The 18,218-nt window shown below is 68.3% G+C and carries 17 protein-coding genes; 6 read left to right on the top strand and 11 right to left on the bottom strand.

Annotated features, from left to right (window positions below):
* Positions 1-179: 179 nt before the first annotated feature.
* The 4 genes from TSH20_RS32195 to TSH20_RS32180 form a co-directional block, all read right to left on the bottom strand.
* The gene (locus tag TSH20_RS32195; protein WP_109157363.1) at positions 180-803 is read right to left on the bottom strand and encodes a glutathione S-transferase family protein; all 624 of its coding nucleotides are present in this window, start codon (positions 801-803) and stop codon (positions 180-182) included.
* A gap of 120 nt (positions 804-923) precedes the next feature.
* Positions 924-2,213: an FAD-dependent oxidoreductase gene (locus TSH20_RS32190; RefSeq protein ID WP_109157364.1), complete on the bottom strand. Its 1,290-nt coding sequence runs from the start codon at positions 2,211-2,213 to the stop codon at positions 924-926.
* A 96-nt stretch (positions 2,214-2,309) separates the two neighbouring features.
* Positions 2,310-2,513, bottom strand: a complete 204-nt coding sequence (locus tag TSH20_RS32185; RefSeq protein WP_109152792.1) for a DUF2892 domain-containing protein — start codon at positions 2,511-2,513, stop codon at positions 2,310-2,312.
* Positions 2,510-2,857, bottom strand: a complete 348-nt coding sequence (locus TSH20_RS32180; protein ID WP_109152793.1) for a metalloregulator ArsR/SmtB family transcription factor — start codon at positions 2,855-2,857, stop codon at positions 2,510-2,512. The genes TSH20_RS32185 and TSH20_RS32180 overlap by 4 nt, the downstream gene beginning before the upstream one ends.
* Before the next feature lie 86 nt (positions 2,858-2,943).
* Between TSH20_RS32180 and TSH20_RS32175 the strand changes: the two genes are divergently transcribed.
* Together TSH20_RS32175 and TSH20_RS32170 are read left to right on the top strand one after the other, a co-directional pair.
* Complete coding sequence (locus TSH20_RS32175) at positions 2,944-4,068, top strand: efflux RND transporter periplasmic adaptor subunit (RefSeq protein WP_109157365.1); 1,125 nt, start codon at positions 2,944-2,946, stop codon at positions 4,066-4,068.
* On the top strand, positions 4,068-7,355 hold the full coding sequence (locus TSH20_RS32170; RefSeq protein WP_109157366.1) for an efflux RND transporter permease subunit: 3,288 nt from the start codon (positions 4,068-4,070) through the stop codon (positions 7,353-7,355). The genes TSH20_RS32175 and TSH20_RS32170 overlap by 1 nt, the downstream gene beginning before the upstream one ends.
* A gap of 138 nt (positions 7,356-7,493) precedes the next feature.
* Here TSH20_RS32170 and TSH20_RS32165 read toward each other — a convergent pair whose 3' ends face one another.
* The gene (locus TSH20_RS32165) at positions 7,494-7,877 is read right to left on the bottom strand and encodes a metalloregulator ArsR/SmtB family transcription factor (protein ID WP_109157372.1); all 384 of its coding nucleotides are present in this window, start codon (positions 7,875-7,877) and stop codon (positions 7,494-7,496) included.
* A 98-nt stretch (positions 7,878-7,975) separates the two neighbouring features.
* Complete coding sequence (locus TSH20_RS32160; RefSeq protein WP_109157367.1) at positions 7,976-8,212, bottom strand: hypothetical protein; 237 nt, start codon at positions 8,210-8,212, stop codon at positions 7,976-7,978.
* A 163-nt stretch (positions 8,213-8,375) separates the two neighbouring features.
* Between TSH20_RS32160 and bla the strand changes: the two genes are divergently transcribed.
* The gene (bla, locus tag TSH20_RS32155; protein ID WP_109157373.1) at positions 8,376-9,293 is read left to right on the top strand and encodes a class A beta-lactamase; all 918 of its coding nucleotides are present in this window, start codon (positions 8,376-8,378) and stop codon (positions 9,291-9,293) included.
* Positions 9,294-9,313: 20 nt separating this feature from the next.
* Here the strand turns inward: bla and TSH20_RS32150 are convergent, their stop codons facing one another.
* Positions 9,314-9,502, bottom strand: coding sequence for a hypothetical protein (locus TSH20_RS32150; RefSeq protein ID WP_247870804.1), 189 nt, complete (start codon positions 9,500-9,502; stop codon positions 9,314-9,316).
* A gap of 38 nt (positions 9,503-9,540) precedes the next feature.
* The gene (locus tag TSH20_RS32145; protein ID WP_109157368.1) at positions 9,541-10,509 is read right to left on the bottom strand and encodes a LysR family transcriptional regulator; all 969 of its coding nucleotides are present in this window, start codon (positions 10,507-10,509) and stop codon (positions 9,541-9,543) included.
* 121 nt (positions 10,510-10,630) lie between these two features.
* On the opposite strand from TSH20_RS32145, the gene TSH20_RS32140 reads away from it, so the two are divergent.
* Complete coding sequence (locus TSH20_RS32140; protein WP_109157369.1) at positions 10,631-11,371, top strand: SDR family oxidoreductase; 741 nt, start codon at positions 10,631-10,633, stop codon at positions 11,369-11,371.
* A complete protein-coding gene (locus TSH20_RS32135) occupies positions 11,368-12,468 on the top strand; it encodes an alkene reductase (RefSeq protein ID WP_109157370.1) in 1,101 nt (366 codons plus the stop codon). The genes TSH20_RS32140 and TSH20_RS32135 overlap by 4 nt, the downstream gene beginning before the upstream one ends.
* A gap of 3 nt (positions 12,469-12,471) precedes the next feature.
* On the opposite strand, the gene TSH20_RS32130 is transcribed toward TSH20_RS32135, so the two are convergent.
* From TSH20_RS32130 to phaC, 3 genes are all read right to left on the bottom strand, one after another.
* Complete coding sequence (locus TSH20_RS32130; RefSeq protein WP_109152802.1) at positions 12,472-12,963, bottom strand: hypothetical protein; 492 nt, start codon at positions 12,961-12,963, stop codon at positions 12,472-12,474.
* A 21-nt stretch (positions 12,964-12,984) separates the two neighbouring features.
* Complete coding sequence (locus TSH20_RS32125) at positions 12,985-15,030, bottom strand: serine/threonine protein kinase (protein WP_247871631.1); 2,046 nt, start codon at positions 15,028-15,030, stop codon at positions 12,985-12,987.
* 412 nt (positions 15,031-15,442) lie between these two features.
* Positions 15,443-17,278: a class I poly(R)-hydroxyalkanoic acid synthase gene (gene phaC, locus TSH20_RS32120; RefSeq protein WP_109157371.1), complete on the bottom strand. Its 1,836-nt coding sequence runs from the start codon at positions 17,276-17,278 to the stop codon at positions 15,443-15,445.
* Between the two features lie 397 nt (positions 17,279-17,675).
* Between phaC and TSH20_RS32115 the strand changes: the two genes are divergently transcribed.
* Positions 17,676-18,005 carry a hypothetical protein gene (locus TSH20_RS32115; RefSeq protein WP_247874551.1) on the top strand — a complete coding sequence of 110 codons (330 nt, stop codon included), beginning with the start codon at positions 17,676-17,678 and terminating at the stop codon, positions 18,003-18,005.
* Positions 18,006-18,218 lie beyond the last annotated feature (213 nt).

Raw genomic sequence — 18,218 nt, 5'->3', positions numbered from 1 at the left:
ACCTCCCCCGCTCTCAGCGGACCTGCGGTCCGCCTGCCGCGTCAGCACAAAGCGAAGCTTTGTGCGAGAGCTGGGCGGGGGAGGGACTACCGCCGCCTTCCTGAGCAAGCACTTAGTCCCCTCCCCCGCCCAGCGGGGGAGGGTTAGGGTGGGGGTCTAACTTCGCAAGAATACCGCCCTCAGCACTCCGCGTCCGCCTGCGGCATCAGCTCGTACTGCGGCTTGTAGCCCGGCTGGGCGCGGACGCGGTCGGCCCAGGCCTGGACGTTGGGATAGTCCTTGGCGTCGATCCCGGATTCGGTCAGCAGGTCGATCCAGGGGAAGGCGAAGATGTCGGCGATGGTCAGCCGGTCGCCCTCGATGAAGCCGCGGCCGGCCAGATGCTGGTCGAACAGCTTCAGGCCGCTGGCCGCCGAGGCGTCGATCCAGGGCAGGGCGTTGGCGTCGCCGTTGAACTTGCGCACGGCACGGGCGCGCTGGACCGGCAGCAGCACGTCGGCCAGCCAGCTCAGCCATTCGGCGAGGCGGATCTTTTCGACATCGTCGCGGCCGCCGAACTGGCCGGTCTGTTCGGCCAGATAGGTCAGGATCACGCTGGACTCGGAAACCGACCGGTCGCCATGCACCAGCGTCGGCACCCGGCCGAAGCGGTTGATCGCCTGATATTCGGGCGACTTCTGCTGACCGTTGCGCAGGTCGACATGGCGGTACTGGAAGGGAATGCCGCCCAGCCGGAAGAACAGCGCGATGCGGGTCGCGGGCTGGGAATTCACGTTGCCGTAGAGAATGAAGGGCGCGGTCACGATGCTCTTGTCTCCCTGAAGTGTGGACACGGGGATCGCCCGATGTCCGGCATTTCCCGGGAGCATGGCCTCAACCGCCCTGGCCGCGCCAGCGGAAACCGCGCCCACCTCCTCTCCGCATCACATGTCGCTGGTCGCCGGCTCCTGCACCCGCTTCACGCCGAGCAGCTTCAGCACATAGCGCTCGTACACCGGTTCGCTGATGCCCTTGCGGACCTTGCGCAGGAAATAGCGCTCGAACCCGATCTTGGCGAAATGGACCCAGCGTCCGTGCGACGACCAGTTGACGTTGCGCGGCGGGATTTGCGGCATGGCGACGAAGGCGACGCCGCTGTCGCCGAAATCGGCGAGGCACAGCGCGCTCCAGGTCGCTTCCTCCACCGGCTCCTTGCCGTCGAGAAGCGAGCGGATGTTGCGGGCGGCGGCGGTGACCATCGTTTCGATCATATAGCCGGTCTTCGGCACGCCGACCGGCACCGGCGTCTTTTCCACCGGCGGGATGGCGATGCAGACGCCGACGCCGAAGACGTTGCGGTGAGTCGGATTGCGCTGGTGCTTGTCGGCCAGGACGAAGCCGCGCGGGTTGACCAGCCCCTCCGCACCGCGCAGGGCGGCGATGCCGCGGAAGGCCGGCAGCATCATGGTCAGGCGGCTTTCGACCACATGCGCCGTCTTCTCACGGCCGTTCTCGTCCATCTCCGTGACATGCACGGCGTCGGGGGTGAAGCGGTCGGTGCGGGCGTTGACGATCCACTTGATGTGACGCTCGCGCAGCGCCGATTCCAGCAGCCCCTTGGTGTCGCCGACGCCGCCCAGCCCGAGATGGCCGACATAGGGTTCCGACGAAATGAAGGTGATGGGGACCTTGTGGCGGATCTTCCGGCGCCGCAGGTCGGCGTCGGCGATCATCGCGAACTCATAGGCCGGGCCGAAGCAGGAGGCGCCCTGCACCGCGCCGATCACCAGCGGGCCGGGGTCGCGGCAGAAGGCCTCCCAGCGCTCCGCCGCCTCCACCGCATGGTCGACATGGCAGATGGAGATGGTGTTGGCCTGCGGACCGAAGCCTTCGATCTCGTCGAAGGCCAGTTCGGGGCCGGTGGCGATCACCAGCTGGTCGTAGTCGAGGCTGGTGCCGTCGTTCAGCTCCAGCCTGTTCTCCTCCGGCCGCACCCGACGGCAGCCGACCGGGGTGAAGGCGATGCCCTTGCGGGCGAAAGGTTCGGCAAGCGGGACGGTGATGTCCTCCCGCTTGCGCCAGCCCACGGCCACCCAGGGGTTGGACGGCACGAACTGGAAGCTGTTGCTGTTCGACACGACGGTGATCCGATCCTCCGGCCGCGCCAGTTCCTTCATTTCGTAGGCCATCGGGATGCCCCCGATGCCCGCCCCCAGGACGACGATATGCGCCATTGCTGTTTCCTCTCCTAAGGCAGGCCTTCTTCTCGGTCATCTCGACGGATTGACCGGCGGGCCTTGCGTTTGTGGAAGATGTGCGCCGCCGCTCCCTCAGGAGAAAGCAACGCCGGAACGCGCGCCCAGCCGCTTCAGGATCATCGCCAGCGGGCAGAAGCCGGTGAAGGAGGCCTGCAGCAGGTTGGCGCCGACGAAGGCGGTCAGCCAGAGCCACTGCGGGCTGTGCAGTTGCGACAGGGCCAGACTGACCAGGATCATGGTCCCGGCGAAGGCCATCACGATACGATCGATGCTCATGTCCGTGTCTCCGGTGGGGAAGAGGGGAGTGCCGACGAATGGTCCGGCGGCGGTCCGTCGCAGTAGAGGCCCTGCAGCACCTCGATCACCGCGGCGGCCTCGGTGCTGGCCAGCGCATAGACGATCGAATGCCCAACGCGCCGGGTGCGGACGAGGCCGTCGGCGCGCAGCCGGGCCAGATGCTGCGACAGGGCCGATTGGCTGAGTCCGATGGCGGCCACGAGCGCGCCGACGCACATCTCCCCGTGCGCCAGATGGCAGAGGATGGAAAGGCGCCGTTCGTTGGCGATCGCCTTCAGCAGGCGCGCCGCGGAGCGGATATGGCGGCCATCCGAATCATTCATTGACACTAAATTAGAGTATTCTAAATTAAAGGTCAACAGGCGTCCGCCGCACCTATCCGTCCGTTCCTGCCGTTCGAGGTGGCCCAATGTCCCGTCGATCCTCTCCAGCCATTCTGGCCGCCCCCCTCGCCCTCGCCCTGGCCCTGCTGTGCGTCGCCGGCTTCCCGCCGGGCGCGCGCGCCCAGCAGACGGCCCCGCAGGCGGAGGTGAAGGCGACGGTGAAGTCGGAGCTACCTGCCAGCATCACCATCCAGCCCCGCCCGGTGGAGGATCTGAAGGCCGTCTACGCCACGGTGGAAAGCGTCCACGAGACGCTGGCTCGCACCCGCATCGGCGGCACCATCGCCGAGCTGAAGGTGAAGGAAGGGGACAAGGTCACCACCGGCCAGCTGCTCGCCACCGTCCGCGACCCAAAGCTGCCGTTGCAGATCGTCTCGCTGGACGCGCGCATCCAGGCTTTGCAGGCGCAGCAGCATCAGGCCGAACTGGAGCTGGACCGGGCGCAGCGCCTGCGCGCCAGCGGCACGGGCACGCAGCAGCGGCTGGACGACGCGCAGTCGGCGGTGGACGTCGCCCGCGCCCAGATCACCGCCATGAAGGCGGAGCGGGCGGTGGTCGAGCAGCAGCTGCGCGAGGGCGAGGTGCTGGCCCCGGCCAACGGCCGCATCCTGCAGGTCAAGGTGATCGACGGCGCGGTGGTGGTCCCCGGCGAGACGGTGGCGAGCATCGCCACGGAAACCTATGTGCTGCGCCTGCATCTGCCGGAGCGCCATGCCCGCTTCATGCATGAGGGCGACCCGGTGCTGGTCGGCAACCGCGGGCTGGCGCCGGCCACGCCACAGGCTGCCACTCCGCAGGCTGCCGCTCCGGTTGGTGAAACCGCGTTGAAGCGCGGCACCGTGCGGCAGGTGTATCCGGAACTGTCGGGCGGGCAGGTGGTCGCCGACGCCACCGTCACCGGGCTGGGCGACTTCTTCGTCGGCGAGCGGGTGCGCGTCTATGTGGCGACCGGCACACGGCAAGCCATCGTGGTGCCGCCGGACTGGATCGTCCGCCGCTTCGGCACCGATTTCCTGCGGCTGGCCGACGGAAGCGAAACGCCGGTGCAGGTCGGCGGACCGATCCCGGCGCTGGACGGCCAGCCCGGCGGGATCGAGGTGCTGTCGGGATTGAAGCCGGGCGACGTGATCGTCCGGCCGGAGGGCGTGTGATGAAGCTCGGCATTTCCGGGGTGTTGACGCGGACCTTCATCCGCTCGCCCCTGACCCCCCTGCTGCTGCTGGCCTCGCTGGTGGTCGGCGCCGTCGCGCTGATGTCGCTGCCGCGCGAGGAGGAACCGCAGATCAGCGTGCCGATGGTGGACATCCTGGTCCGCGCCGACGGGCTGAAGGCCGACGATGCGGTCGAGCTGGTGACCAAGCCGCTGGAGGAGATCGTCAAAGGCATCGACGGGGTCGAGCACACCTACAGCCAGACCATGGACGACCGGGTGGTGGTGACCGCCCGCTTCCTGGTCGGCACCTCTTCCGACGACGCCATCCTGCGCGTGCACGAGAAGGTGCGCGCCAACATGAACCGCATCCCGCTCGGCATTCCGGAACCATTGATCGTCGGGCGCGGCATCAACGACGTGGCGATCCTGACCCTGACGCTGGCGCCCAAGCCGGACGAGGCGGGGCGCTGGACCGACACCGCGCTGCACGGCGTCGCCGACGAACTGCTGGCCCAGCTGGTCCAGGTCGAGGATGTCGGCAAGAGCTACATCGTCGGCGGCCGGCCCGACCAGATCCGGGTGGAGCCCGACCCGGAAAAGCTGGCGCTGTTCGGGGTGACGCTGAACCAGCTGGTCGACAAGGTGAAGAACGCCAACCGGTCCTTCATCGTCGGATCGGTGCGGGCGCAGGGCGGCAGCCTGCCGGTGGTGGCGGGACAGACCCTGCAGGGCACCGCCGACATCGGCCTGCTGCTGGTGACCACCCGCGACGGACGCCCGGTCTATGTCAAGGACGTGGCCGACATCGTCGTCGGCTCGCGGCCCGACGACAGCATGGCCTGGACGATGACGCCGGACGGCAAGGGCGGGCTGGTCCGCACCCCGGCCGTCACGCTGGCCATCGCCAAGCGGGCCGGCGCCAACGCCGTCACCATCGCCGAGCGCGTGCTGGAGCGCGTCCACGCCATCGAGAGTGAGTCGCTGCCGAAGGGCCTGACGCTGACCGTCACCCGCAATTACGGCGAGACCGCCAACGAAAAGGTGAACGAGCTGCTGTTCCATCTGGCGCTCGCCACCGTCACCATCGTCGCGCTGATCGTGCTGGCCATCGGCTGGCGCGAGGGCATCGTGACGCTGATCGTCATTCCGACGACCATCCTGCTGACCATGTTCGCGTCCTGGCTGATGGGCTACACCATCAACCGGGTCAGTTTGTTCGCCCTGATCTTCTCCATCGGCATCCTGGTGGACGACGCCATCGTCGTGGTCGAGAACATCGATCGTCATTGGGCAATGAAGGACGGCCGGTCCAAGGTGCAGGCCGCCATCGAGGCGGTGGCCGAGGTCGGCAACCCCACCATCGTCGCCACCCTGACCGTCATCGCCGCGCTGCTGCCGATGATGTTCGTGTCCGGCCTGATGGGGCCGTACATGAGCCCGATCCCCGCCAACGCGTCGGCGGCGATGGTGTTCAGCTTCTTCGTCGCCATGGTGCTGACGCCCTGGCTGATGGTGAAGCTGCGGCCCGGCGAGACGCCGGCTGCCGGACATGAGTCAGGACATGGTGGCGGCCACGAGGGCGGCGGCGCGCTGGGACGGATGTATCTGGCGGTGGCACGGCCGCTGATCCGCAGCAAGCGTCGGGCCTGGACCTTCCTGCTGGTGGTCGGCGTCGCGACCCTGGCCTCGACCACGCTGTTCTATACCAAGGACGTGGCGGTGAAGCTGCTGCCCTTCGACAACAAGTCGGAACTGCAGGTCGTCGTCGATCTGCCGCGCGGCGCCTCGCCGGAGGAGACCGAGCGCGTGCTGCTGACCGCGGCGCGGGCGATTGGCGACCTGCCGGAGCTGGAGAGCGTCCAGGCCTACAGCGGTACCGCCTCTCCCTTCAACTTCAACGGCCTTGTCCGGCATTACTACCTGCGCGACCAGCCGGAGCAGGGCGATCTGCAGGTGAACCTCGCGCCGAAGGGCGAGCGCAGCCGCAGCAGCCACGAGATCGCGCTCGACGTCCGCGCCCGGCTGAAATCCGTGGCGGTGCCGGACGGCACGACGGTCAAGGTGGTCGAGGTGCCGCCCGGCCCGCCGGTGCTCTCCACCCTGCTGGTCGAGGTCTATGGCCCCGATGCGGCGATGCGGCAGAAGGCGGCGCACATCGTCGAGGACGCCTTCCGCAGCGTGGACTTCATTGTTGATGTCGACAACACCGTGCGTGCGCCCGGCGAGCGGCTACGCTTCGCGCTCGACCATGAAAGCCTGGAGTTCCATGGCGTCGAGGAACAGGCGGTCTACGACACGCTGCAGGCGCTGGTCGGCGGCGTGCCGGTCGGCTATTCCCACCGCGGCGCCGGGCGCAATCCCATCGAGATCGCGGTGCAGCTGCCGAAATCCGGCCTGTTCCTGTCCGAACGCATCCTCGCCACCCCGGTGCCGGGCACGCGCGGCACGGTGGAACTGGGCGATCTCGTCACGATGACGCGGGAGCCGGCCTCCTACCCGCTGTTCCGCCGCAACGGCCGCTATGCCGAGATGGTGATGGCCGACCTCGCCGGCCGGTTCGAGGCGCCGATCTACGGCATGCTGGCGGTGCAGGACCGCTTGAAGCAGGTCGACTGGAAGGCTGCCGGTCTGGGCGCGGAGCCGGAGATCCTGCTGCACGGCCAGCCCGAGGACCAGAGCAAGCCGGCCCTGCTGTGGGAGGGCGAATGGGAGATCACCTATGTCACCTTCCGCGACATGGGAGCGGCCTTCGGCGTGGCGATCCTCGGCATCTATCTGCTGGTGGTCGGCCAGTTCGGCAGCTTCAAGCTTCCGCTGGTGATCCTGGTGCCGGTGCCGCTGACGCTGATCGGCATCGTGCTCGGCCACTGGCTGTTCGGCGCGGCCTTCACCGCGACCTCGATGATCGGTTTCATCGCGCTGGCCGGCATCATCGTCCGCAACTCCATCCTGCTGGTGGACTTCATCCGTCACCTGCGCGAGCGCGGGATGAGCGTGCGCGAGGCGGTGCTGGAGGCGGGGGCGATCCGCTTCAAGCCGATCCTGCTGACCGCGGTGGCCGCGATGATCGGTGCCGCCTTCATCCTGACCGACCCGATCTTCCAGGGGCTGGCGATCTCGCTGCTGTTCGGGCTGCTCAGCTCGACGCTGCTGACCGTGCTGGTGATCCCGGCGATCTACGTCGTGCTGCGCGGCGACGCGCCCACCCTGCCGCCGCAGCGGGGGGAGACGGCGGAGACGCCGCAGGAAAAGGCCGTGGCGGCGAGGGAACTGGTGGGGACGTGAGGGAGTCCCCTCTCCCCCCCGGGGAGAGGGTTAGGGTGAGGGGGGTGCGTTGCAGGATTTTCACAAGGGTTCCGTCGTGCATCCCCCTCACCCCGACCCTCTCCCCGCTTTCGGCGGACCGGAGGTCCGCCTGTCGCGTCAGCGCAAACTTCGTTTGCGCGTGAGCGGGGGGGAGAGGGGGATTTCGGACGCGCAGAACAGGTGGTAGAGGTCGCCCAGGATCGGCCGCACCCGGTCGGAGCCGATGCGGTAATGGATCGCGGTGCCCTGCCGGCGGGTGGCGACCAGACCCTCCTCGCGCAGCTTGGCGAGATGCTGGGACAGGTTGGATTGCGACAGGCCGAGGCGGCGCACCAGTTCGCCCACCTGCATCTCGCCCTCCAGAAGGCTGCACAGGATCATCAGCCGGTGGCGGCTGGCGATGGAGCGCAGGAAGCCCTCCGCCTCCGCGGCGCGCGCTTCGAAATCGGCAGCCTCGAAATCGGGGGTATTGAGTGCTGTATCGCCCAGCGTTGAGGTCATCGCCTGGACCATCCTGCCGTCGGAAATCTGCAAATTAGGGTAAACTAATATAACCCCTGGCAGAGTGGGTTCAAGGGATTTGTCGGCCGCATGGCGGCTCAGCCGATCCGCCGCAGCGACAGGCCCGACGCGGCGATGCGGAAGCTGCCATCCGGCGTCGGCTCGACCGGCTCGCCGCCGTCCAGGCGATAGCTCTTGCTTTCCGGAACCCAGCCGGCGGGGCCGCGGAAGGTCACCATCTGGATGAAGCTGGTCGTCTCGACGACGGCATGGGTGCTGCCGTCCTCGGCCGTCGCCTCGAAGCGGTCCGTTTCCATCTCCTGACGCAAAGGCATCGGCCTGCTCCCTTCCACATCCGCAGCGGCCCATAGCCTGCCATGGCGCCGCCAAAGCAAGGCATAAGTTTAATTTGGGGCTTCCGCGAGGAAAGCTCGTTTGTTCGCGCACCCCCGGCTTTTTATCGTCCGGCCATCGAAACAGTGGAAAACGGGGTTGGAGATGATCGGAAGACGGGGATTCCTGGCGGCGACGGGCGGGGTCCTGGTGCTGTCGGCGGCCGGGGCGGTGGCTGGGGCGCAGGCTGCGGAAAGCAATAAATCCAAGGCTGGCAGGGCATCCGGCAGCGATGCACTGGCCGGAAAGATGACGGAGCTGGAGGCGCGCAGCGGCGGCCGGCTTGGCGTCGCGGTGCTCGATACCGCAAACGGCAAGCTGCATGGCTGGCGTGGGGACGAGCGGTTCCCGATGTGCAGCACCTTCAAATTTCTATTGGCTGCCGCCGTGCTGAAGGCTGTGGACCAGGGCAAGGACCGGCTGGACCGGCGGATCCCGGTGACCAAGGCCGATCTGGTGCCCTATGCCCCCTTCGCCGAAACCCGGCTGAACGGCACGCCGCCGACGGTGGCCGAACTGTGCGAGGCGGCGATGACGCTCAGCGACAATGTCGCGGCCAACCTGCTGCTGCCGGGGATCGGCAATCCGGCCGGCCTGACCGCCTTCATGCGGGGCATCGGCGACAAGACCACCCGGCTGGACCGCAACGAACCGACGCTGAACACCGCCATTCCCGGCGATCCGCGCGACACCACCACGCCGGCCGCCATGGTGCGCAGCATGGAGCGGATCCTGGTCGGCGACGTGCTGCGGCCGGACTCCCGCCGGCAACTGATCGACTGGATGGTCGCCAACAAGACCGGCGACAAGCGCCTGCGCGCCGGGCTGCCGGCCGGCTGGCGGGTGGGGGACAAGACGGGGACCGGCACCAACGGCACCGCCAACGACATCGCCATCGTCTGGCCGGAGGGCCGTGCGCCGCTGCTGGTCGCCTGCTACCTGACCCAGACGGCGGAGGGCTTCAAGCAGCAGGACTCCATCCATGCCGAGGTGGCGCGGGCGGTTGCCGGCCTGATCGCCTGAGGCCCTTCAAGCGAGTAGGGTCAGGCGGGAGATGCCGGCGTCGGTTGCGGCGGCTGGGCCCATCGCACGATGGACCGCACGGCGTTCAGGGCGTTCACATTGTCCTGAATGTGAAAATGCCGCCGCAACTCGGCGACCGCCGCCCACTCGCCGCTTTCGTGAAACGCCTTCTGGATTGCGGCGGCTTCATCCTGGCTGACGCTGAACATCCGACCCTCATGGCCGACCTTGCGACCTTCGCCGCCGATCATGCACCGGCGATGGTGTCGGTTGCAAGATCACCGACGGCCGATCCTTGCTGACGGGCCGGGAAAGGATGGGCGGCGGCATAGGCGGCGATCCGGCCGGCGAGATGGTCGGCCAGCGCGTCGACCCGCAAGGGGCGGCGGCGGCCGGAGGCGAACAGCAGCTGGAGCGGCGAATCCTCGTCGCTCCAATCCGTCAGCAGCGGACGCAGGCGTCCGGCGGTGACGTCGGCGGCGACATCAAGCCAGGATTTGTGGGCGATGCCGCAGCCGGCCAGCGCCCAGTCGCGCAGCACCGCGCCGTCGTCGGTGGCGCGGTCGGCCTCCACGACGATGCTGCGCTCGCCCGCCGGTCCGGCGAAGCGCCAGCGGTTCAGCGGCTCCCGGCCGCGCAGCAGGACGAGGCAGCGATGGCCGCGCAGATCCTCCGGCATGGTGGGGGTGCCGTGTGCTTCGAGATAGGCGGGCGAGGCCACCGGCACCCGGCGTGACGGTGCCATTTGCCGCCGGACGAAGGCGGAATCCGGCAGGGCGCCATAGCGCAGCGCGCAGTCGAGATCGTCGCGCAGCAGGTCGGCCAGATGATCGCCCAGCAGCAGGGTGATGCGGATGGCCGGATGCCGGTCGTGGAACTCGTCGAGCCACGGGCGCAGGACCGTCCGGCCGAAGTCCGACGGCGCCGCCAGCCGCACCGGCCCGGCGAAGCGGCTGCGGTCGCCGGCCAGCCGTTCGGCCGCCGCATCCAGCTGTTCCAGAGCCTGCCGGCAACTGGCGAGATAGGCGGCGCCGGCATCGGTCGGGCGGACGCTGCGCGTCGAGCGCTCGAACAGGCGGGCGCCCAGCGCCTGCTCAATCCGTTTCAACGCGGCGCTCGCCGTCGCCGGCAGCAGGCCGAGCTGCCGCGCCGCCGCCGACAGGTTGCCATGCTCCGCGACGGCAAGCAGCAGGCGAAGGTCGTCGAGCGCGATCATTGTCAAATCTCGTTTGGCAATATCTCAAAAACTCCCGGGATTATCCGCCAAGGCGCCGAGGGACACAATGAGGTCCAAGGCAAGAGGGACGGCAAACGCCGTCCGGCCTCCGGAGATTTTCATGGACAGGAACGAAAAAGCGGCGGGTGCCGCATCGCTGGCGGATCGCAGCGTGGTCGTCATCGGCGGCGGCTCCGGCATCGGCCGGGCGGTGGCCGCCGCGGCGCGCGGGCAGGGGGCGCGGGTGGTCATCGCCGGCCATGACGCGGTGAGGACCCGCATCGCCGCCGAGGCCTTGGGGGTCGAGGGGCTGGCCGCCGATCTGGGCGACCGCGGCAGCCTGGACGCCCTGTTCCGCAGCGTCGGCAGCCTCGACCATCTGGTGGTGACCGCCGGGCCGCAGATCGGGTCCCCCGCCTTCGCGCAGCTCGATCTCGCCGCCGCCCGGCGGGCTTTCGAGGTGAAGCTGTGGGGTGCGGCCGACGCGGTCCAGGCGGCGCTGCCGCATCTGGCGCCGGACGGGTCGGTGACGCTGACCTCCGGCCTGCTGTCGCGCAAGGCGAGTGTCGGGTCTCTGGCCAAGACGGTGATGAACGCCGCCGTCGAGGCGTTGGGCAAGTCGCTGGCGAAGGAGCTGGCGCCGCTGCGGGTCAATGTGGTGTCGCCGGGCGTGACGGCGACGGAGAACTGGCGGGCCATCCCGGCGGACGGGCGCGACGCCTTCTTTGCGAAGGTCGGGGGCGGGCTGCCGGTCGGCCGTGTCGGCCGCGCGGAGGAGGTGGCTGCGGCCTTCCTGTTCGCAATGACCACGGGTTTCGTCACCGGATCGGTGATCGACGTCGATGGCGGAGGCTTGCTGTGAGCGGATCCCTGTTTTCCCCCTACCGGCTGGGCGGGCTGGAGCTGCCCAATCGCATCGTCATGGCGCCGATGACCCGTGCCCGCGCCGGCGAGGACGAGGTGCCGTCTGATCTCGCCCCGGCCTATTATGCGCAGCGCGCCGGCGCCGGGCTGATCGTGACGGAGGCGACCCAGATCGGCTCCGGCGCCAAGGGCTACTCGCGGACGCCGGGGCTCTACACGCCGGCGCAGATCGCCGCCTGGACAGCGGTGACCGATGCCGTGCACCGGCGCGGCGGGCGCATCGTCGCGCAGCTGTGGCACACCGGGCGGGTGTCGCATCCGATGTTCCATGGCGGGGCCAAGCCGCCGGCTCCCTCGGCCATCCTGCCGGCGGACACCGCGATCTGGGCGGTGGGGCCGGACGGGACCGGCGGCATGGTGCCCTGCGTCGAGCCGCGGGAGATGGACGGGGCGGAGATCGCAGCCACCGTCGGCCAGTTCGCCGACGCCGCCGCGAATGCGGTTGCCGCCGGATTCGACGGGGTCGAGCTGCATGCCGCCAACGGCTATCTGATCGAACAGTTCCTGCGCGACGGCAGCAACCGGCGGACCGACCGCTATGGCGGGTCGGTGGACAACCGCCTGCGCTTCCTGACCGAGGTGGTGGAGGCGGTGACCGCCGCCATCGGGGCGGAGCGCACCGGCGTGCGCCTGTCGCCGCTGATCACGCTGAAGGGGATGAGCGACAGCGATCCCTACGGCCTGTTCACCCGAGTGATCGAACGGCTGGAGGCGCTGGGCGTCGCGCGGCTGCATTTCGCCGAGGATGACTGGGACAACGGCACGCCTCTGCCGATGGAGTGGCGCGAGGCCTGGCGGGAGCGGTTCCGCGGCACCATCATCGTCGCCGGACGCTATACGGTGGAGCGGGCGGAGGCGCTGCTGGATGCCGGGCTGGTCGATCTGGTCGCCTTCGGCCGGCCCTTCGTCGCCAACCCGGACCTGCCGGAGCGCCTGCGCCACGGCCTGCCGCTGGCGGAATTCCGCGCCGACAGCCTGTTCGGTGGCGGGGCCGCCGGCTACACCGATTATTCCGCTGCCGCTTTCGCCGATTGAGGCTCAGGCGCCTTCCATCTCGGCGTCGGGCTCCATGCCGCCGGACTCGTCGAAATAATCGCCGGCGACGTCCGGCCCCCATTCCTGGACCAGCGCCACCTTCTTCTGCTTCAGCACCTCCACCCGCTTTTCGGCGCGGGTGACCTCCATCCCGGCGACCAGCGGCGGGATGCCGTAATAGAGGCCCCAGCCGACAGCCGCGGCGCTGTACATCACCAGCCAGGCCAGCGGGTCGGCGAACACCTTCGCTGCGGCGCCGATGGTGTGCTGGTGCTTCCACAGATCGATGGCGAAGGGCATGCAGCCGCAGAAATTCAGCCCGCCGACGGTGATCGGCGCCGATTTGTCGGGGTCGCGGTCGACGACATAGGCGACGATGGTCGGGATCATGCCGATGCCGAACAGGATGGTGGTCGGCAGCACGATCAGCGCCGCCGGGATGATCAGCAGGATCAGCGTGAGGCCGCCGCCCTTTTTCTTCTTCTTGCGCGCCATGGCGATCCCCCCGTTTTCCGGTCAGAAGGCGAAGAACAGGATGATGCCGGCGACCAGCACGGTCGACAGCAGGCTGGACGCGATGGCGGCGACCTGCCGGCCCGACGTTTCGATGATGGAATTGCGGTCGGCGATGGTGTGGCGGATCTTGTCCATCTCCGCATCGGCCTCGCGGTAGGCGATCTGCGCCGCCTCGAATTCCAGCCGGTCGCGGCGCAGCGATTCGGGATCGTCCACCACCTTCAGCAGTTCGGTCAGCCGTCCGTTGTGCGCGGCGGCGTCCGCCATCTTGCGCACCTCCTGCTGCTGCGGCCGGTTGTGGAAGCGGCGGAAGGCGGGGTCGAGCAAAGCCACCACCCAGCTGGCCAGATGGGTCAGCCCATCGACCCCGGTGCGGGCCTGGATGTCGGACAGGATGGTCAGCATGGCGATGACGCGCCGCATCGGCTCCACCCCGCTGCCGAGCTGGGTGTAGAGCAGCTCGTCGCCGCGCTTGTGCCGGGCGCCCAGGAAGGCGGCGATCTGGCGGTCGATGGGATCCTTGTGCCGCTCGCCCCCGGCGGCGATCCAGTCCAGCGCCCGCAGCAACTCGGCCGGCGAGGTCGGCAGCTGCTTGGCGACCAGACCGCTCATGCAGGGCATGGTCGGGTTCATCTCGTACAGCACGCGCTCCACCCCCAGCCCGTGGCTGGAGCGGTCGAGGAAGCCGCGCAGCTGGTCGAAACTCTGCACCAGCGGCACGAATTCCGGCTTGAAGTCGGTCTGGACGTTGACCCAGAACATCGGCAGCTGGTTGGCGATCACCTCCGCCACCGCCTGGGGGGATTCGCCGCGCATGAAGGCATCGGCCAGCATGGTGGCGATGCCGTCCGGCATCATCGCCCGGCCGCGGTAGCGGATGGGGGCGGCGGGGTCGAGTGCGATGCAGACGCGGGCGACCAGCCGGTCGCCCTGGGTGCCGCCCTTGCCGCTGGAGGCGGTCTGGATCGCGTTGTTGACCGCCTCCGCCCGCACGTCGTCGCCCATCGACCGGCGCAGCCACTTGTCCAGCTCGCCGCTCTCGATGACGGAGGCGGCGGCGGGGGCATGGCGGGCGAAGGCGCGGGCCAGCGTGCGGCAATGCCAGTATTCCGACCCCTGGAATTCCAGCGGCCGGGCGGCGCGGCGGGAAATCTGCGGCTGTTTCGGGCTGAGCCGGCGGCCGGCCACCCACAGATCGAGGTCGTTCAGGGTCCAGCGCTGCTTCGGATCGTCCACCAGCAGGCCGCGCACCACCTCGTTGATCGCCAGCGGCAGACGGTGCTGCTGGACCAGCGCCGGATAGGAGCCGCGCTCCAGCTTCGCCTGCAGCACCGCCTCGTCGTCCAGGCCGGACAGCGGGTTGCGGCCGAGCGCCAGGATCAGCAGGGTGACGCCCAGCGAATAGAGGTCGTCGGCCATGGTGCCGGTGCCGCGCCCGGCCGGGTTGGCCATGCCGCGCTCGATCGTCTCCAGCAGGACCGGCTGGCCGTAGCCGGGCTGCGCCGACACGCAATCGCCCAGCATCAGCCCGCCGCCGGCCAGATCGCGGTAGAACAGGTTGGTCGGGCGGATCGCGCCATGGACGACGCCGCGGCTCGACAGCTCTTTCAGCGCCGAGACCAGCGGGTGGATGATCTGCCGGGTCAGCTGGTCTTCCGGCATCGGGTCCAGCGTGTCGGTCAGCGACCCCATCAGCCGCTTGCCGCCCGGCCGTTCGAACACCAGGCAATAGCGCCGCCCGCGGTCCTGCGGCCAGTCCACCAGCCCCCAGTCGAGCAGCCGCATGTGGGTGGCGTTGTCGAGGCTGCCGACGGTGGAGCAGATGTCCATCCGCGGCAGGATCGAGGCGTGACAGATGACGGCGAAGGGCTCGATCCGCTTTTCGCGCAGAGCCTTGGCGGTGAAGGCGTTGCCGCCGACGGCGTTCAGCAGCGGGATCGGCGCGCCCGGCTGGATCTCGTAGCGTTCGGCGAGCTTGACCGTTTCGGCGTTCGCCATCGCCCCCGTGGCGGCTCCCATCGTGGCGGTTTGGGCGTCGGATGGCATGGACGGCGGATCCCCGGGGCGTGCGAAAGTGCGCAAGCCTTAGGTGGCGTGAAAAGGGCAAACAAACCCTTAACGTGCGCGTGCGTAACACTATCGGATTGGACCGGAAAGGAAAACCCCCGCCGCGGTGTCGGAGCTTTGTCGGGTACGGGAGCGGCGGGCAAGATCAACACGGATGTCACGGATTAAAACACGGATTTCACGGATGCGGCGTTCCGAGGCGGCGGCTCCCGGAAAAAGCGGGGTGTCGCCAAGGCTAAAAAATCCGTGTAATCCGTGTCTAAATCCGTGACATCCGTGTAAATCTTGCCGGCACAACCGAACGGTCCAAAAAGGCAGGGGCCGCCTTTCAGCGACCCCTTGAGCAGTCCCCCTCGCCCACAGTGGAAGAGGGGATATCTCGACGGAACGGTTACCCGTTCTTGACCTTCACGTAGGACCCCGGCGCGTCTTCCAGGGCGGGCAGGGCGCCGTCGCCGGGCTGGCGGGCGGGAACCTTGCCGTTGGCGTACTGGCCGACCCACTTGTTCCATTCCGGCCACCAGGAGCCGGGGGTCTGGGTCGCCTTCTCCAGCCACTCGTCGGAGGTCTTGGCCAGCTTGTCGCTGGTCCAGTAGCAGTACTTGTTGGCCGCCGGCGGGTTGACGACGCCGGCGATGTGGCCGGAGGCGCCGAGCACGAACTTCACCGGGCCGCTGAACAGCTGGGCGCCGCTGTAGGTGCTCTTCCACGGCGCGATGTGGTCCTCGCGGGCCGACAGGAACAGCGTCGGGACCTTGACCTTGCCCAGGTCGATCGGCACGCCCTTCAGCGTCACCGCCCCCGGCTGCGCCAGCATGTTCTTCTGGTACATGTTGCGCAGATAGAAGCTGTGCATCGCCGCCGGCATGCGGGTGCTGTCGCCGTTCCAGTACAGCAGATCGAACGGGAACGGGTCCTTGCCCAGCAGGTAGTTGTTGACGACGAACGACCAGATCAGGTCGTTGGCGCGCAGCATGTTGAAGGTGGTCGCCATCTTGGAGCCGTCGAGATAGCCCTGCTCGGCCATCTGCCCCTCGATGAAGGTCAGCTGCTCCTCGTCGATGAAGACCGACAGTTCACCGGCCTCGGTGAAGTCCAGCATGGTGGTGAAGAAGGTGGCCGACTTGATGCGGTCGTCCTTCTTGGCCGCCATGTAGGCCAGGGTCGAGGCCAGCAGCGTCCCGCCCAGGCAATAGCCGATGGCGTTGACGTCCTTCTCGCCGGTCGCCTTTTCGATGGCGTCCAGCGCCGCCAGCGGGCCTTCGACCATGTAGTCCTCGAAGCCCTTGGCCGCCAGCGTCTCGTCCGGGTTGACCCAGGACAGGACGAAGACGGTGTGGCCCTGGTCGACCGCCCACTTGATGAAGCTGTTCTTCTCGCGCAGGTCGAGGATGTAGAATTTGTTGATCCAGGGCGGCACGATCATCAGCGGACGCTTGTTCACGTCCGGCGTGGTCGGGGTGTACTGGATCAGCTGCATCAGGCTGGTCTGGAAGACGACCTTGCCCGGCGTGACCGCGATGTTCTTGCCCAGCTGGAAGGCGTCGTAGTCGGTCATGGAGATGCGCAGCTCGCCCTTGCCGCGCTCCAGATCCTTCAGCAGATGCTCCAGCCCCTTGACCAGATTCTCGCCGCCGCTCTCGATGGTCGCGCGCAGCACCTCCGGGTTCGTCATGACGAAGTTGGAGGGCGCCATCGCGTCGACGAACTGGCGGGTGTAGAAATCGACCTTCTTGGCGGTGTGGTCGTCGAGACCGTCGACCTGATTGACGGTCGACTGCATCCACCGGGCGCTCAGCAGGTAGGACTGCTTGATGAAGTCGAACAGCGTGTTCTCGTCCCAGGCGGCGTCCTTGAAGCGGCGGTCGTCCTTGGCCGGCGCGATGACCGGCTGCGTCTCCTGCCCGAAGAAGCGCTGGGTCGTGCGCTGCCACAGGGTCAGGTAGTCCTGCCACAGCGACATCTGCGCCTGCATCAGCTTGGCCGGGTCGGCCATCATGCGGGTGGTCATCTCGAGGAAGGCATGGCCGACGCCCATCGGGTCCGGGCTCTTCGGGCCGGCGCCGTCGGAGGCCTGGCGCGCGAGGAATTCGGAGACCAGCCGCTGGCTCTGTTCGGCGATGCGGGTCATCGCCCGCGACATCTCGACCGGATCGGGAAGCTTGACGTCGGGCACCTGGGGGGAAGCCGGGGTGGAAGCCTGGGGGGGGGCCTTGGTCTCGGCCATGAGCACGGTCCTTCTTCTTTGGGCGGGTGTCGCGTCGTCTCGGTCACATCGTGTCGACCACCGTGGTCCTCACGGCCCGGCTTGCGCCAGATTGGGCTTTGGGCCTTGCGGACGGGCGGCTATACAGGCTTGCGGGCGATGGTCTTCGGTGGCGGTCTCCGGGGGTGTTCTGCACCATGTCGCTGTGGGTGGCGTGCGGCGGTCCGACCTTCTGGTGCGGTGCGGGAGAAATCCGGGACCTCTCATACACCGCTGATGTGAACATTTCATTTCGCGGATCGTCGCACAAGTGTGGCGTGGCGGCCAGACACGGGGAAGGATGATGGTGACGGGCAGTCAGGAAGGCGTTCGGGGCATCGTGGCGGCCGGACGGGCGGTCGGCGCGCTAATCGTAGCGATGCCAATGGTTTTCGGGCTGTCGGCCTGCAGCGACCGGGCGCTGGACACCGGCCTTCTGGGGGCCGTCACCGGCGAGCCCTCGCCGGTCAGCGACAATTCGTCGCCCATCCGCAACATGACCGGGGAGCGCACCGACTACCCCAACCTGGGGACGGTCCCGCCGCGTCCGACCGATCTGACCACCGAGGCGCAGCGCCAGCAGGCGATGGACCGCCTCGCCGAGGACCGTGCGGCATCGCGCCGCACGCGGGAGCAGACGGAAGCGATCCAGATGCCGGAGCCGCTTCCCATACCGCCGAAGCCCAACCTGCAGCCGGGCAAGAGCTGAGGGTTTTGGGTAAAGAAAAAGCCCGCGGCCGGATGGCCGGGGGCTTTTTCGTGTGTGGGGAAGGGGATGGCTGACGATGCCCCCACCCCAACCCTCCGCTGGGCAGGGGAGGGAGCAAGTGCTTGTGCGGGAGAGTGGCGGCAGTCCCTCCCCCGCCCAGCTCTCGCACAAAGCTTTGCTTTGTGCTGACGCGGCAGGCGGACCGTAGGTCCG

Origin of the sequence: Azospirillum sp. TSH20 (genome assembly GCF_003115935.1) — a bacterium.
In the GTDB taxonomy this organism is placed as follows: Bacteria; Pseudomonadota; Alphaproteobacteria; order Azospirillales; family Azospirillaceae; genus Azospirillum.
The sequence above is the reverse complement of the archived record's forward strand: the minus strand, read 5'-3'. Positions and strand labels throughout refer to the sequence as shown.